Genomic DNA, 20,599 nt, shown 5'->3' with positions numbered 1-20,599 from the left:
TATTAAAAAGATATTTGGATGGCAAACGGAGCTGAGAAAGTAAGGTTAAGCTTGCAGAAGGACAATAAAGGATGGAAGAAATGGGGGCCATATTTGTCTGAACGCCAGTGGGGAACGGTACGTGAGGATTACAGCGGAAATGGAGATGCCTGGAACTACATTACGCACGAAATGGCGCTCTCGAAAGCCTACCGATGGGGAGAAGATGGTATCGGAGGTTTTTCAGACAACAAGCAGCACATTTGCCTTTCGTTCGGATTTTGGAACCATAAAGATAAGATACTGAAAGAAAGGATCTTTGGACTTACCAACCGGGAGTCCAATCACGGCGAGGATGTGAAGGAAATGTACTATTATCTGGATAGTACGCCCACGCATTCGTACACTAAAATGCTCTACAAGTATCCCCAGCAACCTTTTCCATACGAAAAAATACGTCAGGAGAATGGCCGCAGAGGAAAGGAGGATCCGGAGTATGAGATCATGGACACCGGGATATTCGAAACGGACGAATACTTTGATATTTTCATCGAGCATTCAAAGAATGACGAGGAAGATATCCTGATGAAAGTAACCGTTTTTAACCGCGGTCCGAACGATGCGCCGATCACTGTCCTGCCCACGATCATGTTTCGAAATACGTGGTCGTGGGGATATGAGGCCTTCAATTACAAGCCCATTATGAACGGGATTTCAAACCGTTTGATTGAGGTAACCCATAGGAAACACGGGAAATATAACCTGTATCTGGATAATGCGGATGAGCTTTTGTTTTGTGAAAACGAGACGAATTTTAAGAAGCTTTATGGTACTGCGAACAACACGGCTTATCCAAAAGACGGCATTAATGACTTTATCGTCAGTAACGGAAAGTCGAATACCGTAAACCCGAACCACATCGGCACGAAAGCTTCGGCGCGTTGTACCAAAACCATTAAGGCCGGTGAAAGTGCCGTTTTCCGATTGCGATTTGTAAATCACAGTATTTCAGAACCGTTTGGCGGTTTCGAAGATCTTTTTAACAAACGTATACGGGAAGCCGATGAATTTTACGACGATCTCCAACGCGATGTTTCCGATGCGGATCTGCGTTCTATCCAGCGACAGGCGTATGCCGGAATGCTTTGGAGCAAGCAATTTTATTACTACAATGTCTACGAATGGCTGAAAGGCGATCCGGCGCAGCCCGGGCCTAACCAGGGCCGGAAATGGGGCCGGAATTCTGGATGGAAACATTTATATGCGGCCAATATCATTTCAATGCCGGATAAATGGGAGTATCCGTGGTTTGCGGCCTGGGACCTTGCTTTCCATTGCGTGCCGCTGGCAAGGGTCGATGCGGATTTTGCAAAAAGGCAACTTGAAATATTGCTCCGTGAATACTATATGCATCCCAACGGGCAAATCCCGGCTTATGAATGGAATTTCTCTGACGTAAACCCGCCTGTTCACGGCTGGGCAACCTGGAAAGTATACGAGATTGATCGTGAGCAGAATAATGGGGTTGGGGATATTGAGTTTCTTGAAAAGATCTTTCATAAACTGCTGCTCAATTTCACGTGGTGGGTCAATCAGAAAGACGATACCGGCAATAACATATTCAGTGGCGGGTTTTTAGGACTGGATAATATTGGCGTCTTCGACCGTTCGACTCCGATGCCTTTTGGCGGAAAACTGCAACAGGCGGATGCGACGGGCTGGATGGCGATGTATACGCTTAATATGCTGCGTATTTCGGTTGAAATTGCATTGGTACATCCGGTTTACCAGGACATGGCGTCCAAGTTTTTCGAACACTTTCTGCATATCGCCGGTGCTATGGAATCGATTGGCGGCAAGAATTCGTCGATTAGTCTCTGGGATGAAGAAGATCAGTTTTACTACGATGTGATCCACATTCCGAACGGACAAAGCATCTTATTGAAAGTGCGCTCGATCGTAGGGTTGATCCCTTTATTTGCGGTCGAAATCCTTGATCCTCAGAACCTTGATAAACTGCCGGTTTTCAAGCGCAGGGTTGAATGGGTTTTGGCGAACAGGCCCGATCTCGCAAGATTGATATCGCGTTGGTTTGAGTCGGGTAAAGGTGAAAATCGCTTGTTATCCATTCTGCGCGGCCACCGGATGAAGATGATTTTAAAGCGGATGTTGGATGAGACAGAATTTTTATCCGATTTTGGCATTCGCGCTTTATCAAAATATCACGAGGAAAATCCCTATAAATTTTTCATAAATGGAGAAGTGTTGCAGGTGGATTATACTCCGGCTGAGGCACTTACGGATATCATGGGTGGGAATTCCAACTGGCGCGGCCCGATCTGGTTTCCATTGAACTACCTCATTTTTGACTCCTTAATGAAATTCCACGCCTATTATGGCGAAGATTTCATGGTGGAATATCCGACTAATTCGGGGAATCTGGCGACGATTAAAGATGCAGCCATGGCAATTGCATGCCGGTTGATCGATATTTTCAAAAAAGATACCGAAGGAAACCGGGCTGTTTACGGGCACGATGAAAAAATGCAGAAGGATGAGAACTTCAACGAGCACGTCCTTTTCTATGAATATTTTCACGGAGATAATGGCCGCGGCTGCGGTGCAAGTCACCAGACTGGCTGGACCGGGCTTGTCGCAGAACTGATTCACAAAACCGCTAAAGAAACGTTTTCACAAGTCGAGAAAGAGGAGCTGGAAATAATCAAATAATTCCGGCGTATATTTCAATAAATTTTTATATCAATTCTATACTATTTATGACTGCAAAATTGGATCCAACTGTAATGGCCAAGGTTAGTAGCTGGCTCAGCGGTGATTATGATATCGATACAAAACAATCCATTCAGCAATTAATTGATGAAGGGAATGACACGGAATTGACGGATGCATTTTATAAAGACCTGGAATTTGGTACAGGTGGCTTACGCGGATTGATCGGGATCGGATCCAACCGCATGAACCGCTACACCGTGGGTACTGCTACCCAGGGACTTGCCAATTACCTCAACAAGGCATTTCCAAATGAAGAGAAAAAAGTGGCGATCGCGTACGATAGCCGCATTAAGTCAGACGAATTTGCCAAAATTATCGCCGATATTTTTTCAGCCAATGGAATAAGCGTTTACCTTTTCGAGGCGCTCCGCCCGACGCCCGAGCTATCATTTGCAATCCGATTATTAGGTTGTAAAAGTGGGGTAGTAGTAACTGCTTCGCATAATCCAAAAGAGTATAATGGCTATAAAGCCTACTGGGACGACGGTTCGCAGGTGGTTGCGCCTCACGATACCAATATCATCAACGAGGTTAATGCGATTCAATCGATTGATGACGTGAAATTCGACGGAGATGCATCGAAAATCACGAAAATCGGTACCGAGGTAGATGAAAAATACATGGATCACATTCTGTCGCTTTCCATTTCAAAAGATGCATTGGCACGTCAGAAAAACCTTAAAATCGTTTATACGCCATTGCACGGAACGGGAGTTACATTGGTTCCGCAATTGTTAGGCAAAATGGGTTTCGAGTCAGTGACGGTCATCGCGGAGCAGGCCGAGCCAAATGGGAACGGACAGTTTCCCACGGTGGTTTATCCAAATCCCGAGGAAACGGAGGCAATGTCCAAAGCGGTCGAAAAAGCGAAAGAAATTGACGCTGATTTAGTTCTCGGAACAGATCCGGATGCAGACCGTGTGGGGATCGCCGTGAAAAATCATCACGGAGAAATTCAGCTTTTGAATGGAAACCAGACTGCCAGCGTGCTCATCTACTATTTGCTGAATGCGTGGAAAGATGCCGGCAAACTCACAGGTACACAATTCGTCTGCAAAACCATCGTAACCACCGACCTGATCGATAAAATGGCGGCGGCTTATGATGTAAAGTGCTACAATACGTTGACCGGTTTTAAATATATCGCACAGGTAATCAGGGAAAAAGAAGGCTTGGAACAATTTATCGGCGGAGGCGAGGAAAGCTACGGGTATTTGATCGGTGACGCAGTTCGTGATAAAGATGCGATTGCATCCTGCGCCATGATCGCCGAGCTGACCGCGTATGCCAAAGACAAAGGATTGAGCCTTTTTGATATGTTAATGGAAATCTACAAACAGTTTGGTTTCTATTATGAGGGCCTTATTTCTTTGACTAAAAAAGGAAAAACGGGCGCTGACGAAATCCAGCAGATGATGGCGGATTTCCGTGCAAACCCTCCGAAAACTATCGCAGGCTCGCCGGTGATCAGAATGGACGATTATAAAGCATTAACCACAGTCGATTTCACGAGTGGAACTTCGCATTCCATTCCATCCGGTAAAATGGGTATCGAACCGTCTAATGTATTGCAGTTCTTCACTGAAGACGGTACCAAATTTACCTGCCGTCCATCCGGAACCGAGCCGAAAATTAAATTCTATGTGGGAGTTCGGGCTACATTAGAGAAGAATGAAGATTTCGACAATGTTTACGCCAGCTTGAAAGATAAGGTGAAAACGATTGGGGAAGAGTTGGAATTGAAATAGTATCTGAGTTAGACATTAAACAACAAGGCCGCCCAATTTTGGAGCGGCCTCGTTGTTTAATGTCCTTTAATGAATCGATTCTGATGATTTCGTCTTTAACTTGATAGATAATTCTGTGTTCACGGATGCTTCCAATTTTTCTTTGCTGTCGGGCCGGAATATCAGAGTTTCCATGTCAAGTCAATAATTTTATTGTAAAGTTTCTGCAAATGTTAGTAAATCAGTTCGGCATTGTTAACGCAGTAGGTGGTTATGGGTTTCAATCGTGTTGGCGACTTCTACTTTGTATAAATAATCACATATTCTTTCGCTCGCCGGTGATCTTTGAGGATAGTGACCCGGTCGATCTGATCAAATGGAATGGCATTCGCTTCGCTGAATGAAGAGAGCTCCCAATTCACCTGGAACTCCGCAAATTTGTGGGTAGCATCCACCAGCAGCGTATTCTCAGCTGATTTACCGATTCCGGCTTTTTTCAGAACAGCCTTCCCTTTTTCTCCATCCAGCGACTCTTTGAGATAGGTGCTCGCTGAACCGTAAGACCCGTCATTGATCACTTTTGTTAATTTATACTCCTGATATTCGCCGGCTTTTTCATGAGAAAGCTGAACTGCCTTTTGATAATCTTTTTCAAGATTTGTCTGAATCGGATCGGGTGGGAGGTGTCCCATACTGAGCCCCCCCGCCTTGGTAATATACCCCGAAACGCCTTTGATCGGCGCAAATTTATCAGGCCCGCCCTCGCTTTGTCCAGACGAACCGTTGGTAATCCTGACTCGCACAACGGCACTTGTAATGAATAGCTGCAAAGGATCATACTCGATCGCATTAACAGTCATTTCTCCCCCGAAAGCCTTAATTTCAGTCATTACTTCACTAATATCTTCCCACTTTGCCAGAGGTGAAATGGCCCAGTAAAGTGTCCCCGGCTTCTCAACGACCCATTTGCTGCGTGCCGGGGCATTCCGGTTAACGGGATCGTTCCCAGCCGCATTTGTTGTAGAAATTGGCCTTTGGTTTTCTTTGGTTTTCTCTTTTTTAAATGCTTTTGACGGGGTTAAAGTCTGATCTTCTGCCGCCGGTACGACAAGTTGACTAATAGCCGGGCGAATCGCGGGAGGTGTGAAACGGATCGCTTTTATCGTATATGGTGCGACAAATGCCGACGAAAAATAAAGTATGCCAATCAGCAACGCATATTTGCCCCACGCGAAATAGTGGGAAGGTTTTCTGTTCATCATTTTAATCCGTTTTTTAAGTAGCGATTGTGCAAACGAATTCGTCATCGGGAGTTCGTTACTTTGTAATATGGCATTTAGCAAACTGTACTGATATTGTTTTTTCTCACAACCACTTTCCAAAACACCCCGGTCCGCGAGGTATTCGAGATTTGCCTGAACCAGTTTTTGATGAAACCAGGCAAATGGATTGAACCATAATGCAATGCGCTGAATTTCTGAAATCATCAGGTCCAGGCTGTGCCATTGCAGTACATGCCCGGTCTCGTGCGCAACAATGTGGCTTAGTTCCCGGGGTGTATGATTTTCCGGATTGATGACAATCCAGCGAAAAAATGAAAAAGGTGATTTAATGTGTTTATTTCTGACAAAAATGACCTTGGAATCAGACTTTTCAACAGATGACGCCGCCAGGATCCAAATCAAACGCCCGACTTGAAACAGAAAATAAATGCTCAGAATCGCAACTCCCGCAAGGTAAATGAGCAGCATGATCTCGCTGATATTCAACGTGTGCAGATTTTGGCTGTTGATTACATTCGGTGCCGGGTTGTAAGCGGAGATCTGATGTTTTACAGCCGGTGCCGCCGCTGCGATTTTCGGGATGGTCTGATGAAACTCCGTTTGTATTTTAACCGGCCCCCAGCCGGGCATTGGGATTACCGGGAATGACCAGGCTGCGATTACATTCAGCCAGAGCAGCACACGATTGAATTTTGAAAAGGTCTCAAACTGGACCATCCAGCGATAACCGAGCGTCAAAACTGCCAGAAGCAAGCTGACTTTTAAAAGGTACAGAAATAGCATCGGTAAAAAGATTAATGGTGGTACATCAATACATTATTCTCCTTTTTCAATCATTCTGGCAATTTCACGCAACTCCTCGGGCGTCACTTTTTCATTTCTGGCAAAATAGGTAACCAGGTCTTTGTAAGAATCATTGAAATAATTTCCAACGACTTTATTCAGCACAAAATGGTTTTGGTAATCCTCGCGTTTCACGACCGGAAAATATTCATAAGTGTTTCCAAATTGCCGGTGATCCACATACCCTTTTTCTTCCAGGTTCCGGATGATGGTTGAAAGCGTATTGTAGTGCAGCTTTGGCTCTGTAAATAGCGGCAGCATGTCTTTTACAAAGGCATTTTCCAGATTCCATAGTACCTGCATTACTTCTTCTTCCTTGTTGGTCAGCTTTTCTAATTCCATGCAGCAAGTATAGAAACTATTTTTATAGTTAACAAACTATTTTTCTAGTAGAGATCATTTTTATGTTTTTAGAACCTCTCTTTTATCTTTGGAATGAAAAGACTTTTAACAATCCATGCATCCGGTACCGAACCCCAAAAAAATAGCTTTTTTCTGCCGACTCCGGATTATTGCATTTGTTTCAATATGTGCTCTGGGCCATTCTTTCGCTCAGAATGTAACGCTCACCGGAAAGGTAACGGATGAAAAAACAGGAAAACCGCTGCCTTTCGCCAATGTGTTCATCAACAATTCTACCATTGGGACGAATGCAGATGAAAACGGAAATTACAGGCTGCCGAACCTGAATGTAGGGAACCTGGAAATGGTGGTATCGTTTCTGGGATACGAAACCGTGAAGCAGACGCTCCGTTTTGAGCAGGGTGGGGTGAAAAGTGTTTTGTTCAAACTTAGGGAAGGTCAGCAGTTGCAGGGGGTTACCATTTTTGCGCGGAAAAATAAGAAGCGGGAGAAAAACCTGAAAATAGTTACGCGTGAACTGCTGGGTAGCAGCAGGTTCAGCAAGTTATGTGTCATTAAAAATCCCGAGGTGCTGCGAATTTCGGAAGACGATGACGGACACGTGATCGCGCAGTCGACAAGTCCGCTGATCATTGAAAACAATGCGCTGGGTTACCGCATTCATCAGGATCTGGACGATTTCGATTATTTCAGCGGCAAAGTGTACTATGGAGGCAGTACCCGTTTCGAGGTACTTGTTCCGAAAGACAGCTTGCAGAAAAAACAGTGGCGCGCAAATCAGAAAATAGCTTATCAGGGTTCGTTGAAACACCTTTTGGCAAGTATGGTATCCGACAGTCTGATCGAGCAGGGTTTTAAGGTGTACCAGGTAATCCCGGATTCGCTTCGGATGTTCAAATCGGTGAGTACCGTGAACGGACTGAATCTTTTGTCGAGGCACCTGCATAACCGGATCGAGGCGGTGCGTGGTATGCGGTTGGTGAGACCAGGAGAATTGCCCACCGAACGTCTGGTGGTGTCGATGACGCAGCTCGAAGTTTTCAACACCAATCGGAAAGGGCGCTCACCTTATTCGGATATGCCTTTTGCGTACACCCAGATCACCATGCCGCAGGGTTACATTGTAATCACGCCGCAAGGGTGGGTGGTAATGCCAATGGGATTCGAAATAGCCGGGGATTTGGGCAGTGACCGTTTTTCAACCTTACTGCCGGCCGATTGGAAAAGGGATGACTAAGCTATAAATCCTGAAATCGAAGGTTGGCAATTTGTGAATGTGTTCGCGGCCTTTGCCGGTATGCCAATATGTGAATAATGGTGACTTAATTATAACTATTCTTTTTTATCTTTTTACGATAGTATTAGATTATCTTCGGAATTAGCTCTCAGAATAAGGTAATTATTGATCGAATAATTATATATGCTGACTTGCGATTTGGCCTGGCTCCTGATCCGAAAACACTACTGGCTTTACAATAAAGCAGGCGGATGGCCGGCCCAATATTAGGTTATCGAACTTAGCAAGAACAAATTACTGAAACATGTTTACACGGCCCTTCATTCTATTTTGCTTTCTGGCAATGCTGCTCTTTTCATGTCAAAAAAAACTGAAGACATTCACCCGGCTGGATAGCGACGGCACGGGGATCAGGTTCTCTAACCGCATTGCGGAGAATGATACTATGAATATTCTCAGTTTCGAATACGTGTACAATGGCGGTGGCGTAGCTCTCGCGGACTTTAATAATGACAGCCTGCCTGATGTTTATTTCACCGGCAATTCAGTGGATAACAAGTTGTATTTAAACAAAGGGGACTTCAAGTTTGAAGATGTAACAAAAAAATCCGGTGTAGCCGGTGAAAACAAATGGGCTACTGGTGTGGCGGTAGTGGATATCAATAGCGACGGGCGTCCGGATATTTATGTTTGCTCATCGGTGAGAAAAGTTGCTGCCGAACGGATGAACCTGCTCTATGTGAACCAGGGAACGGACAGCAATAACGTCCCGGTTTTTAAGGAAATGGGCCAGGAGTATGGGGTTGCAGATACGACACACACGACCAATGCGGCGTTTTTTGATTATGATAATGACGGAGACCTGGATTTATTCCTGGTCGTGAATGAAATGGACAATACGACGTTTCCGAATAAGTTTCATAAAAAAATTACAGACGGATCATCAAAAAGAACGTCCCGGCTTTTTAGAAATGACTGGGATGCGACCCTTAATCATCCTGTTTTCACAAACGTATCAAGAGAGGCGGGCATTCTGATCGAGGGGTACGGGCTGGGGGTGAATGTGACGGATATTAACCAGGATGGCTGGAAAGACATTTATGTGACAAACGATTACATCACAAACGATCTGCTTTACATTAATAACGGCAATGGCACTTTTACCGACAGAGCGGATACTTATTTCAAACACACGTCTTATTCGGCGATGGGCAACGATGTGGCTGACATCAACAATGACGGTCTTCCCGATGTAATTGCCCTCGATATGATGCCGGAGACCAACCTGCGCAAGAAAATGATGACGCCGGCAAACAGTTACATTACCTATCAGAACAACGACCGGTACGGGTATCAGTATCAGGTAGCCAGAAATACACTGCAGGTCAACATGGGGCGGTCTAATGCAGCGGGAAAGGATCCGGCTTTCAGCGAAATCGGGCTTCTAAGCGGTATTGCCGAGACGGACTGGAGCTGGACGCCCATGGTGACGGATTTTGATAATGACGGTCTGCGGGATGTTATTGTCACAAACGGGTTTCCCAAGGATATTACGGACCTGGACTTTATGGCCTATCGGGCAGAGGTCACAAACCTGGTCCCCAAAATGGAAATGCTGAAGTACATTCCGTCCGTAAAAATCCCGAATTATGCATTTAAAAATAGGGGTGATCTGCGGTTCTCGAATGTGAGTGATGAATGGGGTATCGAAACGCCAAGCTTCTCAAATGGCGCAGCTTATGCGGATTTGGACAACGATGGTGACCTGGATTATGTGGTTAATAATATCAATGATTCAGCATCCGTCTATCGCAACAATTCCATCCAGCTCAAACCGGAGGACAGTAATTACCTGCGGATCAAATTTAATGGAGAACGAAAAAACCGGGACGGGATCGGAGCGATTGCGAAGATACACTATGGAGAAAAGCAGATCCAGTACTCAGAAAACTCGCCATATAGAGGTTATCTGTCTACAGTAGAGGCGTTTACGCATTTTGGGCTTGGTGCTGTGAAAGTGATAGACCAGTTGATAATCACCTGGCCGGGTGGCAAAACTCAGGTATTGAAAAATGTAAAAGCCAATCAGGTATTACAGGTATTTGAAAAAAACGCGGGTGAGATAGCAGTGCCAGAAAGTGAGAAAAAGTTGACAAATGCATTGTTTGCCGATATTACTTCGAGTCTTCGCATACCTTATGTGCATGAAGAAATGGACATTATCGATTTTAATTTACAAAAACTGATACCACACAAACTTTCCCAGTTCGGGCCTGCGCTGGCTGCCGGGGATGTTAATGGGGATGGGCTGGATGACGTTTTTGTGGGCGGCGCATTAAACCATAAAGGCCGGTTTCTGATTCAGCTGGCTGATGGGAAATTTAAGGTGGCGGATCTGCTTCCGGGAAAAGAGGGCTCGGAAAAGGTGACGGAAGATATGGGCGTATTGCTATTTGACGCGGACAATGACAAAGACCTGGACCTGTATGTGGTCAGTGGAAGTTATGAGCTCCGGGTGGGCTCGGAAGGGTTGAAGAATATGCTTTATCTGAATGATGGAAAGGGTAATTTCAGTTTTGCTTCCACAGCTCTGCCTCCGTTTGAAATCAATGGCTCGTGTGTAAAAGCGGTGGATTACGATAAAGATGGCGATTTGGATCTTTTTGTGGGCGGGCGGGTTGAGTCGGGCGGATATCCGAAACCTGTTTCGAGCTTTATTCTAAGAAATGATACTCAAGGCAATACAGTACGATTTTCCAATGTGACCGGAACCACCGCGCCGGAACTGCAAAATCTGGGTATGGTTTGCGATGCCTTATGGACTGACTTTGATAACGATGGCTGGGTGGATCTGCTGGTGGCAGGGGAATGGATGCCTCTGACTTTTCTTAAAAACGAAAAAGGTAAATTCAGAAAAGTAACATCTGGTCTCGAAAGCAAAAAAGGCTGGTGGGGCAGCATTGCCGCCGGGGATTTCGATAATGACGGGGACATGGATTACATCGCCGGAAACCTCGGGCTCAACTCACTGAGCCGCGCCTCGGAAAGTCAGCCGGTAAGCATGTATGCAAAAGATTTCAACAACGACGGTTATTTCGATGCCATTCCGACCGTATTTTATAAAGCAGTTGACGGCACGTATCAGGAGTTTCCTTACAATACTCGTGACGATATGGGCAAGCAGGTTATCCTTGCGAGGCAGCGTTTTCAGGAATATGGCAAGTTTGCAAAAGCATCTCTCAAAGACATTTTGAAGCCCGAAGAACTGAAAGAGGCGCTCCACGTTACGGCTACGTATATGCAAAGCAGTTATGTCGAAAATCAGGGAAACGGGAAATTTATTTTGCGTGAGCTGCCGGTTCAAACCCAGTTCGCACCGATTTTCGGAATGGTGACCGAGGACTTCGACCAGGACGGTAATCTGGATGTCATGCTTTGTGGCAACGACTTTGGTTCCGAAGTTTCAGTGGGGCGTTACGATGCATTTAGCGGGCTGATTCTGAAAGGCAATGGAAGCGGAGGTTTTAGTCCGATTACTCCATTAAAAAGCGGCTATCTGGTGCCCGGGAATGCGAAAGCAATGGTGAAACTGGGTTCTTCACGCAACCAATGGCTGACTGTCACCTCTCAAAACCGGGATTCGCTGCGGTTTCACCAGAGCAAAGTCGAAAGCAGGAGAGTGCCATTGCAGCCAAACGAAATCTTTGCTAAGCTGGAATTCAAAAATGGTAAAACCCGCAAGGAAGAGATGACGTACGGTTCTTCTTTCCTCTCCCAATCGTCACATGCACTGTTTTTGCCCGGTAACGTCAGAAATGTAACTATTACCGATTCCAAAGGTGTGATCAGAAAGGTAAACTGATTTTCCCCTAAACCGCATTTAAAGTAAGGCACGGACAGAATACTCGTCTGTGCCTTTTCTTCTTTCAATTTTTAAATCTTCTAGAAAAATATAACTATTTAAATATTGACCAGTAAGTGATTCAATTTTTTTATGACTATTTTATGTTAACATGTAACTTTACTTTTATTTATATGAAAGTTTTTTACATGTTGTATTCTTTATTTAACACTACAAGATGTAACCGGTGATTTTGAAGTTTAGTAACCGTTAATTTACTATAAATTGCTGATTATATGTTATTTGTGATTCAGACACTTAATGGATTCGACATTAAATTTAGATTAAAATTTTATTAATACTCGTCTCACTTATTAATAAAATACAACTTTTCTAGATGTTATTTAATCAAAAAAATACAATTATATCATCAAATGTGTATATATGGTTTAGATTAGATTATTTAATGATTTATTCTCCTAGATTTGGATGTTTAATTAATATTAACCTAGCTAGATCATATGCTACAACATTACCTTCAACTGGGGGGCAAACTGTTTCTAAGTATGCTTCTCTTTCTTATCTGCCAAAATGCATTTTCCCAGGATCTCACCATTACCGGGAAAATTCTGGACGAACAAACCGGGTCTACATTACCCGGTGCCTCAGTAACATTGAAGGGTTCGACAACGATTGGTGTCACTACCGATGCAGAGGGCAAGTATACGATTAAGGTACCTTCCAACGCAGAGATACTCGTGATCTCGTTCATTGGGTACACAGCCAAAGAAGTAGCGATTGGAAACCGGACGATCATTGATGTCTCCATGGCCAGTGACGTTAGCGCTCTTGAAGAGGTGATTGTGACGGGTTACGGCTCACAATCGAAAAGAGATATTACCGGTTCAGTTACGACTGTGAATGCCAAAGATCTGCAATCGGTACCTGCCACTACGTTTGCCCAGCAGCTGCAGGGGCGGGCATCAGGCCTTAATATTGTCAACGATGCCACGCCGGGTGGTAATGCAACGGTCCGTATTCGTGGTTTCGGTACCATTGGTAACAACGATCCCCTTTTTATTATTGACGGCGTACCTACCGAAAACCAGGGTAACCTCAATCCGAACGATATTGAGACTATCCAAATCCTGAAAGATGCATCATCTGCCTCCATTTATGGATCCCGGGCGGCGAATGGGGTGGTGATCATCACAACGAAAAGAGGAAAAATCGGGAAGCCGGTCATTTCTTTTAATGCCTATTATGGTACCCAAAAAACGTACAAAGATGTGGAGGCCCTGAACGCGCAGGAGTTGGGGAAATACCTTTATCTGGCCGACAAATATGCGGGTAAAACACCATCCCACGGTCAGTACTCATTTGGACCAAACGGAGAAGTGACTATTCCGGACTATGTTTTTCCGAGTAGAGGAAAGGCAGGTACTCCTGATGTTGATCCGGCCAAATATTCGCTTGTGCCAGGAAACATTTACGCAATCACCAAATCAGCAGATACCGACTGGTGGAAAGAACTTACTACTACGGCACCGATCCAGAATTATCAGCTTTCGGCATCAGGAGGTAGTGAAAGTAGCCGATATGCATTGTCGGTCGGCTATTTCAGTCAGGATGGTGTAGTTAAATTCATTGGTTACGATCGGTATACAATCCGTGCAAACACCGAATTCTCCGCACTTGGAAAGCGCCTTCGCGTTGGAGAAAATCTGGCTGTTTCTTTCGATAACAGAAAAGGGGGATTCGGTAACAACCAGGAGCAAAATGCAGTTTCGGGAAGCTACAAGCACCATCCGCTGCTTCCCGTTTATGACATCGCGGGCAACTTTGCCGGTTCCCGCGGAGCGAACCTTGGTAACAACTCCAACCCATACGCTACGCTTTACCGCGAAAAAGACAACACCACATACCGCCTGCGTGCATTCGGGAATGTATATGGTGAATTCGATATCATTCCAAACCTTACTGTAAAAACCAGTCTTGGTATCGACGGTGTGAGCCAGCGCGGACGTTACATCGGACGTGCCAATCCTGAATACGTGGAAGGTAGTTTCAACAATGGATCTACATCGACCGATTATTACTCTTATCAATGGGTTTGGACCAATACGTTGAGTTACTCACGCAATTTTGGAACAAATCATAAAGTCGATGCCTATGTAGGTATCGAGGCGATCCGCGAATTTGCCGAAGAATTTGGTGCGAGCCGCTCCGGGTATGCATTCGAAATTCCTTCCATTATCAACTACCTGAACCTCGGTGATGCGACCAAAGCGACCAACTTTGGCGGGGTAAACCGGGATTACAGCCTTTACTCACAGTTCGGAAAAGTGAACTATGGCTACGCGGATAAGTATTTGTTCCAATTTATTTTGAGGAATGACGCTTCTTCCCGTTTTCAGCAAGCTTCCAGGAGTGCATTGTTTCCTGCATTCAGCGCAGGATGGAGGTTATCAGAGGAAAGTTTCCTGAAAGGAGTTGGCTTTATCAACGATATGAAAATCCGTTACGGATGGGGTAAAACCGGTAACCAGAAAATCGGAGATTATAATGCATTTACGACCTACCGGGCTGATATTTTCCATGCAGGTTACCCAATCGACGGGTCAGCCAGCCAGCCGACTATCGGTTACGATGCGTCATCCTTCGGTAACCCGAATGCAAAATGGGAAACCACCACTTCCAACAACCTCGGATTGGATGCGACATTCTTAAATGACGCATTAACATTTGAGATAGATTTTTGGAACCGGAAAACCGCTGATATGTTGTTTTCAACGCCGATTACATTTACTGCCGGTGATGCAAATGCACCTTCTTTCAATGTAGGTGCGATGACAAACAAAGGGATCGACATCGGTATCGGATATCGGAATACATTAATGAAAGGTGAGTTCCGCTACGGAATCTCAGCGAATTACTCGATGTACCGAAACACCGTGGATAAACTGGATGAAAGTGATGCCACCAAATACTTCGGTTCTGGGTCACGTGTGCCTGCTGTGACGCTTACCCAGGCCGGGTTACCATTGTCTTCTTATTACGGGTACAAAGTGCTGGGTATTTTTCAGTCTGATGAAGAAGCAAACGCCTGGGCACCTTATGGTTCCTATAACAAAGCCGGTAAGTTCAAGATCGCCGACATTAACAATGATAAAAAAATCACAGATGACGACCGTACTGTAATCGGTAATCCGCACCCAGATTTTGTATACGGTATCAATGTGAATGTTGGATATAAGATGTTCGATCTGACTGTCTTTGGAAACGGGGTGGTAGGCAATGAGATTTTTAGCTACCTGCGCTATTTTACCGATTTCAACACATTCCAGGGTAACAGAGCAAAACGTGCGTTGTACGATGCGTGGCAGCCAGACCATAAAGAAGGTACTGTGCCCATTATGGATGCGGATGATCAGATCAGCAGCCGCCCGTCAAGTTACTTTGTTGAAAAAGGGACTTATTTCCGCCTGAAAAATGTGCAGCTGACTTTCACGGTCCCAAAAGCTGCCGCAGCGAAGATCGGACTTAGCAATGCGCAGATTTATGTACAAGGCCAAAACATGCTGACTATCACAAAGTATTCGGGACTTAACCCGGAAATACAAACGGGAGCAGATAATACGCTGGGTTTTGATGGAGGATATATGCCGGTATCAAGGACATTCCTTGTAGGCTTGAACTTCGCTTTTTGATAACCAAACAACTTGTTGACTTTAAAAATCCAGATATATGAATAGGAAATTTTTAAAATATTTAGTTTCGGTCGGCCTGGCAATTGGTATCGTCACTGCGTGTAAGGATGAGTTCCTTACAAGAGATCCGCAGGGACAGTATAGCCCGACTGCATTAAAAACGCCGAGTGGGGTGGAAGGTCTGCTGATCGGGGCATATGCGATGATTGACGGAAACGGCCTCGATGGTCAGGATTCGTGGAACAACGATATCCAGAGCTGGGTATTCGGGGGACTTGCATCCGACGACTCCTACAAGGGTACCGACGCAGGTGACCAGCCGGAACAATCATTTATCGAAAAATACGATTTCCAGCCAACCAACAACCACATTAAGAACAAATGGCGCGGACTTTACAAAGGTGTAGCCCGTACCAATGATGTGATCAATACGTTGGCGGAAGTGGAGGCAATGGGAGACGCAAGGAGGGCTCAGATTATCGCAGAATCGAGATTCTTACGCGGCTTATACCATTTCGAAGCGAAGAAAATGTGGAAAACAGTGCCTTATATTGATGAAAAAACATATAAGCTGGATGATCTGGAAAGTACCAAGATTCCGAACGACAAAGACATCTGGCCGATGATCGAAGCAGATTTCAAAGCTGCGTCCGAAGGTCTTCCCGAAGTGCAAACACAGGTAGGTCGCCCCACCAAATGGGCAGCGTTGGCGTTTCTTGCAAAAGCGTACATGTACCAGGGCTGGAATGTAACAACCGGCGCGGTGAACCTGCCTGCATTGCAAAAAGCAAAACCAATCCTGGAACAAATTATAGCTTCCGGAAAATTCTCTCTCGCACCAAAGTTCGAGGATAACTTCCTGATTGCGACCCGTAACAATGCAGAATCCATTTTTGAAATCCAGTATTCTGTATCCAGCGCGTCCGGCGACGCAGCGGATCAGGGAGTAGGTTTGGCGCACCCGTACATTGATCCATGGGGATGCTGTGGGTTTTATCAGCCTTCACAAAACCTGGTAAATGCATTCAAAACGACCGCTGCCGGTCTTCCATTACTGGATACATTCAACGACACCGACGTTAAAAACGATCAGGGATTAAAGTATACCGACCCATTTGAGCCTTACACAGGAACGCTGGACCCTCGTCTCGATCAGACTGTGGGGCGTCGCGGCATTCTTTTTAAAGATTTTAAAATCCATGGCAGCGACTTTATTCGTGACCCAACCTATGCCGGACCTTATTCACCAAAGAAACACATTTCAGAGAAAGCGGGATTTGGGATTAATGGCTGGGGTAACCTTTCCAGCAACAATTACCGGATTATGCGTTATGGTATGATCCTGCTTTGGCTGGCCGAGGTGGAGGTAGAACTGGGTAATCTCGAAAATGCGAGAAAGCTGGTGAACCAGATCCGGACCCGCGCTGCCAACCCTGCCGGGTTTGTCAAAAAGGCAGTTCAGGGAACAAAATCAAGAGATGATTATACCGTGCTGAACGAGCCTGCCGCCAACTATGTGATCAAAACTTATGATGCGGCCTGGGCTGATGCGGCAACTGCCCGTAAAGCAGTGCGTTTCGAATCCCGCCTTGAATTTGCAATGGAAGGTCACCGGTTCTTCGATCTCCAGAGATGGGGAATTGCGGCCGAAACTTTGAACAAATATGTGACCGTAGAGGCGACAAAACGTGTTTACAAAAAAGGTGCTGTGTTTACCAAAGGTAAAAACGAATACTTCCCGATCCCGCAGGAAGCGATTGACAGATCCTACAAACAAGGTGCCGCTACTCTCAACCAGGATCCGGCCTACAAATGATTTTGGATAGTTAATACAAATATTTGTTAAGCGTAGTAATTAGAAAAGCCTCTGCACACTAAATGCGGAGGCTTTCTTTTTCATGGCTTGTAAATGATTAGCTGACCCGGATTTCCTGCACGGGTTTTTCGGAACCGGGAATGATGGGGAGTGTAAGTTGTAAAATGCCGTTTACATACTCCGCTACAATATTTTCCGTGTCGACCGTCTGGTCAATAATGAAGGATCGCTCGAATGCAGTTTTGCTGAATTCATGACGTATCCAGTTTTTAGCGTCCGATTGATTATTCGTCAAGGCATAAGAAATGCTCAATTCCTGACCGTTGATACTGATCTTGAAATCATCTTTTTTCCGGTCAGGAGCGAAAACGAACAGCTGGTAACTGTTGTCGTTTTTTACAATGTTGACAGGTACCCTGAATTCTCGTGGGTCGCCCTCTCGTGGGCCGCCCATTCGTGGGCCGCCCATTCGTGGGTCGCCCATTCGTGGGTCGCCCATTCGTGGGTCGCCCACATCATGGTGACCGAAATTTCTTCTAAAATGCTCGTGACGTACTCCGAAGCCACGATTTCCATATTTATTGCACATCTTCTTTTAGTTTATTGGTTGTCATTAAAATTCTGAGTCGGGCTTTTCAGTGGCTCAGTCGGGCTTCTTTTGCTATTGTGGGTAGGATCTTTCCAGTCGTAACGACAACCAAACGCACCATACTTTCCGGGCATCCGGCGGTGGAATCGTTCCCCAACTGTAACATGGAGACTCGCTGCGGTGATCAGCGCAATGCTTACACCCAGCAAAATTCTTGTGCTTCTCTTCATGGCTATATTTTTTTTGGATTTTGGTTTAAATGGTCATGAAGTCCTTCTTTTCCCTGAAAAGGTTCATATACTTCGTAGCTGTCGTAAAGTGGATGATATCTCCTCCATCTTCTTCTCCTGCCTGCCATCAGACGGAAAATAAGTCCGATGAAAAGGAGAAAAAGCAAGGCTTTGAAAAAAACGAATGAAATGGCAAACAGCAACGCTCCTCCAAGGATGCCTGCTAAAATGACTCTTAAATTCGGTGCAATCATGGCTTTTGGTTTATGTTACAGGATTGCAGACGGGTGACATTAATAAATACTTTAAGATGGAGAAAAAAATAAACCCGGCGTTGCGGGCCGGGTTTGTATTCAGTGATTTTCGGGAGGTCTGCCGCATCGTCGGCGCATTTCCTGCTTGAATTTTGTACGTTCTTCATCGCTCATTGATTTCCATTTGCTGCGCCATGCTCCAAAACGTGCGCCGGGACCTGTCGCATTTTCGTCAAACTTTCGCCAGTTGCCCCATCTTCCGGGGCCACTCATAGGTCCTCTGAAACCGCCGAACAAAATTTTAGATAAGACAAACAAACCCACAGCCTGCCAGTAGGAAATGGGGTTGGCGTTTAATGCGTGCGGGAAAATGGCATTCCACAGCCACTGGATAACCGCTCCTAAAATCAGGGCGGCGATCAATGCGAAAACTGGAAACATGACGAAACGCCTTTTCCCGAATCGTCCTCTATTTCTGCGCTGCTGGTTCATGATCAACAAATTTAATAATTTACAAACTCCCGGTAAATGGATTCCAGTCGGTCCCTCAAATGCCGGACCGCGTACCGTTTCCGGGAAATCAATGTTTTGATGTTTTCGCCAGTCCGATCGGCGATTTCCTGAAAAGTCTGGTCTTCCAACTCGTTCCAGACAAACACCTGTCGCTGGTTTTCGGGGAGCTCTGCCAATGCGATCGTAAGCTGCTCCCAGAATAATTCCTTCATATATGCGGTTTCAGGTGTATTGTCATCGGCTAGCAGGATGTCCTTAAAGTAAAACTCACCTTCTTCATCCTCGTACCCATAATCTTCCAGCAAATCCGGCTTTTGTTTTCGGTATTTGTCGATGATCCGGTTTCGTGCTACCCGATAAAGCCAGCTTCCGATCTGCTCGATTGCCTCAATTTCAGGTAAACTGCTCAGTTGAAACCAAACATCCTGCAAAATATCCTCCGCATCCTCATCCGTATTCACACGCTGCCGGATAAAACCCAGCAGTTGCTTACTATACGAAGTGACGGTTTGAATGATATTTGGTTTTTTCTGTGACAAACGGATCGAATGGATTGATAGCAGTTTAACAGACGGATGTTACTGGAAAATACTTTAACAATATCGCATAAAGATCTTTGTTGCTTATATTTCTTGTTTAAATACAATTAGTAATAGATTGTACTTATTGAATGCATGTGGCAAATTTCAAACGACTTGTTGTACTTTTAACATAAACATATAACTATTCTAATATTAATAGATAATAAGAAAAAGAACTTTTAACTGCTGAAAATCACGTTGTTGACTTGTATTCGATATGTTGTTTACATTTGAATCATCAAATCGGTTAAAGGCGTCAAATGTCGGACTGATTTAATAGTTTGAAAATTGATCATTAGAAATATTTAAAAAGTACAATTGTACACTTAACATTAAAGTAACATGAAAAAAACAATCTTGACAATCGCAGTTTTGGTGGGAGTATCAGCTGCAAATCTTTCAATCGCAAGCGAAAAAGTAAAAGAAAACAATGCCATCGAACTGGTTTCAACAGGCGAATTGAAATTCAAATTGACACTAGATAACGTGAAAGAAAAGACTAGTATCGCGATCAAAGATTTTGGCGGAGACGTGGTTTACAGCACTTCAATTCCAAAATCAGAGAAGAACTTCACGAAAATTTTCGACCTGTCGAATCTTGCGGATGGTAATTATAGCTTTGTAATCAACAATGGCAGCGAAATTTCTACAAAGCCATTCTCAATCTCTACTGAAACAAAACGTCAGGTTACTGCGGTAGTGAAGTAATCGAGATATCCCTGTGTCGCGTCCTAAAATAAGTTGACGGTTTTAGATTGAGTTTAGGCCTTGGGGTGTTTCTCCAAGGCTTTTTTATGTACTGCATTCGGGGTCATCATTTTGAGACTAAGATGAGGCCTG

14 protein-coding genes are annotated in these 20,599 nt (G+C 44.8%); 7 read left to right on the top strand and 7 right to left on the bottom strand.

Annotated features, from left to right (window positions below; all coding sequences use genetic code 11):
• Positions 1–18: 18 nt before the first annotated feature.
• Positions 19–2,709, top strand: coding sequence for an MGH1-like glycoside hydrolase domain-containing protein (locus tag LZG72_RS24735; RefSeq protein WP_233877822.1), 2,691 nt, complete (start codon positions 19–21; stop codon positions 2,707–2,709).
• 47 nt (positions 2,710–2,756) lie between these two features.
• Positions 2,757–4,520 carry a phospho-sugar mutase gene (locus LZG72_RS24730; RefSeq protein ID WP_233877821.1) on the top strand — a complete coding sequence of 588 codons (1,764 nt, stop codon included), beginning with the start codon at positions 2,757–2,759 and terminating at the stop codon, positions 4,518–4,520.
• Positions 4,521–4,798: 278 nt separating this feature from the next.
• On the opposite strand, the gene LZG72_RS24725 is transcribed toward LZG72_RS24730, so the two are convergent.
• Both LZG72_RS24725 and LZG72_RS24720 read right to left on the bottom strand, forming a co-directional pair.
• On the bottom strand, positions 4,799–6,565 hold the full coding sequence (locus tag LZG72_RS24725) for a M56 family metallopeptidase (protein ID WP_233877820.1): 1,767 nt from the start codon (positions 6,563–6,565) through the stop codon (positions 4,799–4,801).
• A 33-nt stretch (positions 6,566–6,598) separates the two neighbouring features.
• Positions 6,599–6,967 carry a BlaI/MecI/CopY family transcriptional regulator gene (locus LZG72_RS24720; protein WP_233877819.1) on the bottom strand — a complete coding sequence of 123 codons (369 nt, stop codon included), beginning with the start codon at positions 6,965–6,967 and terminating at the stop codon, positions 6,599–6,601.
• A 115-nt stretch (positions 6,968–7,082) separates the two neighbouring features.
• Here LZG72_RS24720 and LZG72_RS24715 point away from each other — a divergent pair, with 115 nt between their 5' ends.
• The 4 genes from LZG72_RS24715 (at position 7,083) to LZG72_RS24700 (ending at position 17,592) form a co-directional block, all read left to right on the top strand.
• Positions 7,083–8,225, top strand: a complete 1,143-nt coding sequence (locus LZG72_RS24715; protein WP_233877818.1) for a carboxypeptidase-like regulatory domain-containing protein — start codon at positions 7,083–7,085, stop codon at positions 8,223–8,225.
• A 304-nt stretch (positions 8,226–8,529) separates the two neighbouring features.
• Complete coding sequence (locus LZG72_RS24710) at positions 8,530–12,087, top strand: VCBS repeat-containing protein (protein WP_233877817.1); 3,558 nt, start codon at positions 8,530–8,532, stop codon at positions 12,085–12,087.
• A gap of 500 nt (positions 12,088–12,587) precedes the next feature.
• Positions 12,588–15,776 carry a TonB-dependent receptor gene (locus LZG72_RS24705; protein ID WP_233877816.1) on the top strand — a complete coding sequence of 1,063 codons (3,189 nt, stop codon included), beginning with the start codon at positions 12,588–12,590 and terminating at the stop codon, positions 15,774–15,776.
• Positions 15,777–15,813: 37 nt separating this feature from the next.
• A complete protein-coding gene (locus tag LZG72_RS24700) occupies positions 15,814–17,592 on the top strand; it encodes a RagB/SusD family nutrient uptake outer membrane protein (RefSeq protein WP_233877815.1) in 1,779 nt (592 codons plus the stop codon).
• 97 nt (positions 17,593–17,689) lie between these two features.
• Here LZG72_RS24700 and LZG72_RS24695 read toward each other — a convergent pair whose 3' ends face one another.
• The 5 genes from LZG72_RS24695 to LZG72_RS24675 form a co-directional block, all read right to left on the bottom strand.
• Entirely contained in the window at positions 17,690–18,181 is a 492-nt protein-coding gene (locus tag LZG72_RS24695; protein ID WP_233877814.1) for an Hsp20/alpha crystallin family protein, read from the bottom strand.
• 11 nt (positions 18,182–18,192) lie between these two features.
• Positions 18,193–18,411 carry a hypothetical protein gene (locus LZG72_RS24690; protein ID WP_233877813.1) on the bottom strand — a complete coding sequence of 73 codons (219 nt, stop codon included), beginning with the start codon at positions 18,409–18,411 and terminating at the stop codon, positions 18,193–18,195.
• 2 nt (positions 18,412–18,413) lie between these two features.
• Entirely contained in the window at positions 18,414–18,665 is a 252-nt protein-coding gene (locus LZG72_RS24685; RefSeq protein ID WP_233877812.1) for a hypothetical protein, read from the bottom strand.
• A gap of 99 nt (positions 18,666–18,764) precedes the next feature.
• Positions 18,765–19,157, bottom strand: a complete 393-nt coding sequence (locus LZG72_RS24680) for a poly-gamma-glutamate biosynthesis protein PgsC/CapC (RefSeq protein ID WP_233877811.1) — start codon at positions 19,155–19,157, stop codon at positions 18,765–18,767.
• Between the two features lie 11 nt (positions 19,158–19,168).
• Positions 19,169–19,717 carry an RNA polymerase sigma factor gene (locus LZG72_RS24675; RefSeq protein ID WP_233877810.1) on the bottom strand — a complete coding sequence of 183 codons (549 nt, stop codon included), beginning with the start codon at positions 19,715–19,717 and terminating at the stop codon, positions 19,169–19,171.
• A 384-nt stretch (positions 19,718–20,101) separates the two neighbouring features.
• Here LZG72_RS24675 and LZG72_RS24670 point away from each other — a divergent pair, with 384 nt between their 5' ends.
• On the top strand, positions 20,102–20,467 hold the full coding sequence (locus tag LZG72_RS24670) for a hypothetical protein (RefSeq protein WP_233877809.1): 366 nt from the start codon (positions 20,102–20,104) through the stop codon (positions 20,465–20,467).
• The last annotated feature ends 132 nt before the right edge of the window (positions 20,468–20,599 follow it).

The organism is Dyadobacter sp. CY323, assembly GCF_021390245.1.
Lineage (GTDB): Bacteria > Bacteroidota > Bacteroidia > Cytophagales > Spirosomataceae > Dyadobacter.
The sequence above is the reverse complement of the archived record's forward strand: the minus strand, read 5'-3'. Positions and strand labels throughout refer to the sequence as shown.

Bases quoted from the DNA above. Each gene is read 5' to 3' on its own strand.
- LZG72_RS24735 (WP_233877822.1), top strand. From the start codon at position 19: ATGGCAAACGGAGCTGAGAAAGTAAGGTTAAGCTTGCAGAAGGACAAT.
- LZG72_RS24730 (WP_233877821.1), top strand. From the start codon at position 2,757: ATGACTGCAAAATTGGATCCAACTGTAATGGCCAAGGTTAGTAGCTGG.
- LZG72_RS24725 (WP_233877820.1), bottom strand. From the start codon at position 6,565: ATGCTATTTCTGTACCTTTTAAAAGTCAGCTTGCTTCTGGCAGTTTTG.
- LZG72_RS24720 (WP_233877819.1), bottom strand. From the start codon at position 6,967: ATGGAATTAGAAAAGCTGACCAACAAGGAAGAAGAAGTAATGCAGGTA.
- LZG72_RS24715 (WP_233877818.1), top strand. From the start codon at position 7,083: ATGCATCCGGTACCGAACCCCAAAAAAATAGCTTTTTTCTGCCGACTC.
- LZG72_RS24710 (WP_233877817.1), top strand. From the start codon at position 8,530: ATGTTTACACGGCCCTTCATTCTATTTTGCTTTCTGGCAATGCTGCTC.
- LZG72_RS24705 (WP_233877816.1), top strand. From the start codon at position 12,588: ATGCTACAACATTACCTTCAACTGGGGGGCAAACTGTTTCTAAGTATG.
- LZG72_RS24700 (WP_233877815.1), top strand. From the start codon at position 15,814: ATGAATAGGAAATTTTTAAAATATTTAGTTTCGGTCGGCCTGGCAATT.
- LZG72_RS24695 (WP_233877814.1), bottom strand. From the start codon at position 18,181: ATGTGCAATAAATATGGAAATCGTGGCTTCGGAGTACGTCACGAGCAT.
- LZG72_RS24690 (WP_233877813.1), bottom strand. From the start codon at position 18,411: ATGAAGAGAAGCACAAGAATTTTGCTGGGTGTAAGCATTGCGCTGATC.
- LZG72_RS24685 (WP_233877812.1), bottom strand. From the start codon at position 18,665: ATGATTGCACCGAATTTAAGAGTCATTTTAGCAGGCATCCTTGGAGGA.
- LZG72_RS24680 (WP_233877811.1), bottom strand. From the start codon at position 19,157: ATGAACCAGCAGCGCAGAAATAGAGGACGATTCGGGAAAAGGCGTTTC.
- LZG72_RS24670 (WP_233877809.1), top strand. From the start codon at position 20,102: ATGAAAAAAACAATCTTGACAATCGCAGTTTTGGTGGGAGTATCAGCT.